The organism is Sphingomonas bacterium, assembly GCF_903643065.1.
Lineage (GTDB): Bacteria > Pseudomonadota > Alphaproteobacteria > Sphingomonadales > Sphingomonadaceae > Sphingomonas.
Window position 1 is genome coordinate 1 of the sequence record NZ_CAHJWX010000183.1, and the last position, 5183, is coordinate 5183.

Below are 5183 nucleotides of genomic sequence, written 5' to 3' on the forward strand. Positions count from 1 at the left end.
CGATCTCGCGCCTGTTGGTGGGCGCCGCCGGGCGGGCGTGAGGCGGGGAGGCAATAGGCAATTGGCAAACGGCGATGCGGCGGGCACCTCTGTTGCCTCTTGCCTCTTGCCTATTGCCTCTTGCCCCTCATCGCGAAGCCGGTCGGACGCCATATAAAGGAACCTTTATATCTGCCGCGCGCCGCGCTACAGGTCCGCATCCGGCACGGGCGCGAGGCCCGCCGACCACGACCGATAGGAGTTCCGCCCCGTGGCCACCGTTCTCGACCGCGAGACCAGCGCGCCCGCGCCTGATCACGTCATCCGCGACATCGGCCTGGCCGAGTTCGGCCGCGCGGAGATCCGCATCGCCGAAACGGAGATGCCGGGCCTGATGGCGTTGCGCCAGGAGTTCGGCGCGTCGCAGCCGCTCAAGGGCGCGCGCATCACCGGCTCGCTGCACATGACGATCCAGACGGCGGTGCTGATCGAGACGCTGACCGCGCTGGGCGCCGACGTGCGCTGGGCGACGTGCAACATCTATTCGACGCAGGATCACGCCGCCGCCGCGATCGCCGCCACCGGCGTGCCCGTGTTCGCGATCAAGGGCGAGAGCCTGGCCGAATATTGGGACTATGTGGGCGACATTTTCGCCTGGGATCGCGAGACGGAGGGCCAGACCGCCAACATCATCCTCGACGATGGCGGCGACGCGACGATGTTCGCGCTGTGGGGCGCCCGGCTGGAGCGTGGCGAGACCTTCGGCGAGCCGGAGAACGACGAGGAGGTCGAGTTCCAGCGCGCGCTCAAGGCGTTCATCGCCAAGCGGCCCGGCTATCTGACGCAGACGGTCAGGAACCTGAAGGGCGTGTCGGAAGAGACCACCACGGGCGTCCACCGCCTGTACGAGATCGCCAAGAAGGGCGAGCTGCCGTTCCCGGCGATCAACGTCAACGACAGCGTCACCAAGTCGAAGTTCGACAATCTGTACGGGTGCAAGGAGTCGCTGGTGGACGCGATCCGTCGCGCGACCGACGTGATGCTGGCGGGCAAGATCGCCACCGTCGCGGGCTTCGGCGACGTCGGCAAGGGCTCGGCGGCGAGCCTGCGCAATGGCGGCGCGCGGGTGCTGGTGACGGAGGTCGACCCGATCTGCGCGCTGCAGGCCGCGATGGAGGGCTTCGAGGTGGTGACGATGGAGGAGGCGGTGACGCGCGCCGACATCTTCGTCACCGCGACCGGCAATGCCGACGTCATCACCGCCGATCACATGGCGGCGATGAAGCCGATGAGCATCGTGTGCAACATCGGCCATTTCGACAGCGAGATCCAGATCGCGGCGCTGTCCAACTACAAGTGGACGGAGGTGAAGCCCGGCACCGATCTGGTCGAGTTCCCGGACGGCAAGCAGATCATCGTGCTCGCCAAGGGCAGGCTGGTGAATTTGGGCTGCGCGACGGGGCATCCCAGCTTCGTCATGTCGGCAAGCTTCACCAACCAGACGCTCGCGCAGATCGAGCTGTGGACCAAGGGCGACCAGTACAAGAACGAGGTCTACGTCCTGCCCAAGCATCTCGACGAGAAGGTCGCGGCGCTCCACCTGGCGAAACTGGGCGTGCAGCTATCCAAGCTGTCCGACAAGCAGGCCGGCTATATTGGCGTGCCGGTGAACGGGCCGTTCAAGCCGGATCATTACCGGTACTGAGCTTGCGCATCGACGGTTCGCGGTCGGAGATGCCAGGCAGGCATCTCCGAGCGTTTCGATGCGTGACGAGGACGACGGGTCCCGATCATCACCGCCAACGCGCGACGGCCGCGCCCACTGGATAGTGAGCGCGGCCGCGTCATTCCGAGCGCCTGGACCTAGAAGTGGATCTGCGCGCCCGCGTAATAGCGCCGGCCGAACGGATCATACACGTCCGCCGCCGTGGTCGCGCCGGTGATGGTGCCGTAGAATACCGTGTCCTCCAGCTTCGGCGGCTTGCGATCGAACACGTTGTTCACGCCGAAGAAGAACTGGAAGCTGCGCTCCGGTCCGACATCGAAGCTGAACTGCGCGTTGTGGTAGAGGCGCGACTTGATGTTGTTGTGCTTGGCGATGTCGTCGGTCAGACCCAGGTCGATGACGGTCTGAGCAAACTCGCCGGGAACCGTGTCATACATGTGGCTGAGGTAATTCGTGGTCCAGCTCAGGTTGAAGCCGCTTAGCGAGTAGTTCAGTGTCGCGCTGACCTTATCACGGAACACCTCGCCGTACTCAAGATTGCCGACGCCATGATCAATGGGCGCCGACGGGTCCGACTGCGTGTCGTACTTGAACGAGTGAGTGTAAAAGGCATGCAGGTCGACGCGATCCCCGTTGATCAAGCCCACATTATGACCGTAGCGCATGTCCACGTCGATGCCGCTCGTCTTGAAGTCCGCGATGTTGACGAGACTTGCGTTCACCGTCGTGAGGAAACCCGTGTTCGGGTTACGGATCACGCTGTTGCAGAATTGCGGCAGGCCGGTGAGCAGACATTGCTGAACCGATGTTGACTCCGGCACCGTCCCGACCGCGTTGCTGACCTTGATGTTGAAATAATCGACGCTGAGGCTGAAACCGCGCAGCTGTTGCGGCACGATGACCACGCCGGCGGTGATCGTCTTGCCCTTCTCCTCGCTGAGGTTGGGGTTGCCGCCGTCGAAGCCGTTGATGTTCTGAATATCCGCCAGCGTATAGGTCAGGCTGCCGTTGCGCGCGATCGCCGCCGCGATCGACGGGGTCGCGCGACAGGCGGCAGCATAGGTGCCGGTAGAAGACGCGGTGACGCCGTTGCAGGGGTCCTGCACTGACGGGAAGTTCTCCGACGGCTGAGAGAAAAGCTCGCCGATGTTTGGCGCACGGTTCGCGACGGCGTAGTTGCCGCGAAAGCGCAGGCCGTTGAACGGCGCGTATTCGCCCCCGGCGTTCCAGCTGAACACGTGACCGATGGTGGAATAGTCGGAGTACCGCGCCGCGCCCTGGACCGACAGGGAGTAGAAGAAGGGCTTCTGCTTCAGCAGCGGCACGTCCACCTCGCCAAAGCCCTCCTTGACGTCGAATTTGCCGATCGTGTCGGCCAGCTGATTGCCGGTGTTCTGGCCCGCGTTGGTGAGCGCATCGAAATTGTCGACGCTCTTCTCGCGCCGGTATTCGCCGCCGACCGAGACCTGCACGGGCCCAGCCGGGAGCTGGAAGACGGAGCCCGTGACGGAGCCGGTGGTGACCAGCTCGGTGTTCTTGACGTCCTCGGTGCGGGGCACGGCCGCCGCGACATAGGCCGCCGCCGCCGGCGCGACGGTGTTGTAGCCGAACAGGTTGATCGGCACGCAGCCCGCCGCCCGGGCGGTCGCGTTGCGGCAGACGATGGCGCCGGTCGCGTCGCGCACCGCGTCGAGCGCGAACGCGTACTTCGTCGTGTCGAGGTCCTGCGTCTCCGTATGATCCTTCAGTTCGCCGTACACGACCGAAAGATCATATTTGAAGTCGCCCGCAAACTCGCCGCGCAGGCCGCCCGCGATCCGGTAGGTGTCACGATCGTTGCGGTTCGATCGGCTGAAGACGTCGTTCTGGCGGCGACGGAAGGAGATCTGATCGACGTTGTTGGTGGCGATCGCGTCGCTGTTGCGCGCCGCGATCTGCGCCTGGATGGCAGTCGGGATGAACGGGTTGGTGATCGAATAGCCGAACCCCAGATCATTGTCGGAGCCAAGCGCGTAGGGCTCGATCTGCGACGACGACTTCACCTTCACATAGGTGCCCTCGACATAGGCCTCGATCCCGTCGGTGATCCGGTAGTGACCGATCGCCGTGCCGAGATAGCGCTTCACCGGGGTCGAGATGCGACGCAGGCTCTCCCGATTGAAGCCATAGCCGGTCGGAAACCCGATCACGACACTGTTGTCCGGATTGAAGGTGAACAGGTTGGAGGCGAAGCCGGCGTTGCCGGTGGGGGCGCCGTTGTTGTAGAACTGGAAGCGGCCCTGGGGGGCGTAGGTGCTGTACGATTGCGGGCCGCAACCCGCCGCCGAGCAATCCTGCGACGAGATGCCGCGATTGGACGACAACAGCCCCTCGTCGTTGTCGAAGGTGAAGTTGCCCATGATCGCGCCGCGATCGTCGGGTCCGACGCGGGTACCGGCGGTGAGGCTGGCCGTGTAGGTCGGTGTGTCGCCCCGCTGGGTGAAGCCGTACTGCGCGCGCGCGGTGACCCCTTTGAAATTGTCCTTAAGCACGTAGTTGACGACGCCCGCGATCGCGTCGGAGCCGTACACGGCCGACGCGCCCCCGGTGACCACCTCGATACGATCGATGAAGTCGGTCGGGATGTCGTTGACGTCGACCACGGACGTTCCCGCCAGACCGGCGACGAAACGGCGTCCGTTGACCAGCACCAGCGTGCGATTGTCGCCCAGGTTGCGCAGATTGACCGTCGCGACGCCATTGCCGCCGGTCGCGAAGTTCGAGTTGGTCTTGCTGACGCCGGGGATGCCGACCTGCGGCAGCTGGTTCATCTCGTCCTGGACGTTGGTGATGCCCTGGCGCTGCAACTGCTCGGACCCGACCACCGCCAGCGGCGTCGCGGACTGGAGCTCCGGCCGCGCGATGCGCGATCCGGTGACGACCACCGTCTCGTTGGCGGTCTCGGCGGTGCCGTTCGTGTCGCAGCCCGCGGCGGCCGGATTGGCCACGCAATCCGGCGCCTGCTTGTTGTCCGACTGACCGCCGGCCGCGACCGTCTGCGCGCGGGCGCCAACCGAGGTCATCGCCATGGCGGCGAACGCCGTGGTCGCCAGCAGAGAGATCTTCTTCATCCGTATAACACCTTCAACGACATGCTACGCGGCGCCGATAGGCGAAATTGGGACAGCGAGGTACACCCTTCACCGACGCACCGACGCCGGATTTTCGGCTTGCGTCACATTTTTGCCACGGCCTTCTCAGGCATCGGCCAGGGTGGCGGTGCTGCCCCGGCCTCGTGGCTCGCGTGATCGCCGGCCCTTTCGGGAGGCGATGCACTCGCCTAAGCCCGCGCGATGGTGATGGTGACGACGGGCGTGGCGGCGACGACGGGGGCGGTGTTGCTGCTGCTCGTCGCGGGGGCCGTGGTCGCGTTGTTCGTCGGGCTGCGCGCGCGGGGCGTGGCCCGGGCGGGCGCGGGCGAGAACGCGCAGATCGGCGA

At 65.3% G+C, this 5183-nt stretch carries 2 protein-coding genes; one reads left to right on the forward strand and one right to left on the reverse strand.

The genetic code is table 11. From position 1 onward, the window contains the following. Nucleotides 1-250 precede the first annotated feature (250 nt). Nucleotides 251-1684 (forward strand): adenosylhomocysteinase, encoded by a 1434-nt coding sequence (gene ahcY, locus HUU95_RS07775; protein WP_174279599.1) that lies wholly within the window; start codon nucleotides 251-253, stop codon nucleotides 1682-1684. Nucleotides 1685-1842: 158 nt separating this feature from the next. Here ahcY and HUU95_RS07780 read toward each other — a convergent pair whose 3' ends face one another. Next, nucleotides 1843-4815: a TonB-dependent receptor plug domain-containing protein gene (locus HUU95_RS07780; RefSeq protein ID WP_174279600.1), complete on the reverse strand. Its 2973-nt coding sequence runs from the start codon at nucleotides 4813-4815 to the stop codon at nucleotides 1843-1845. Nucleotides 4816-5183 lie beyond the last annotated feature (368 nt).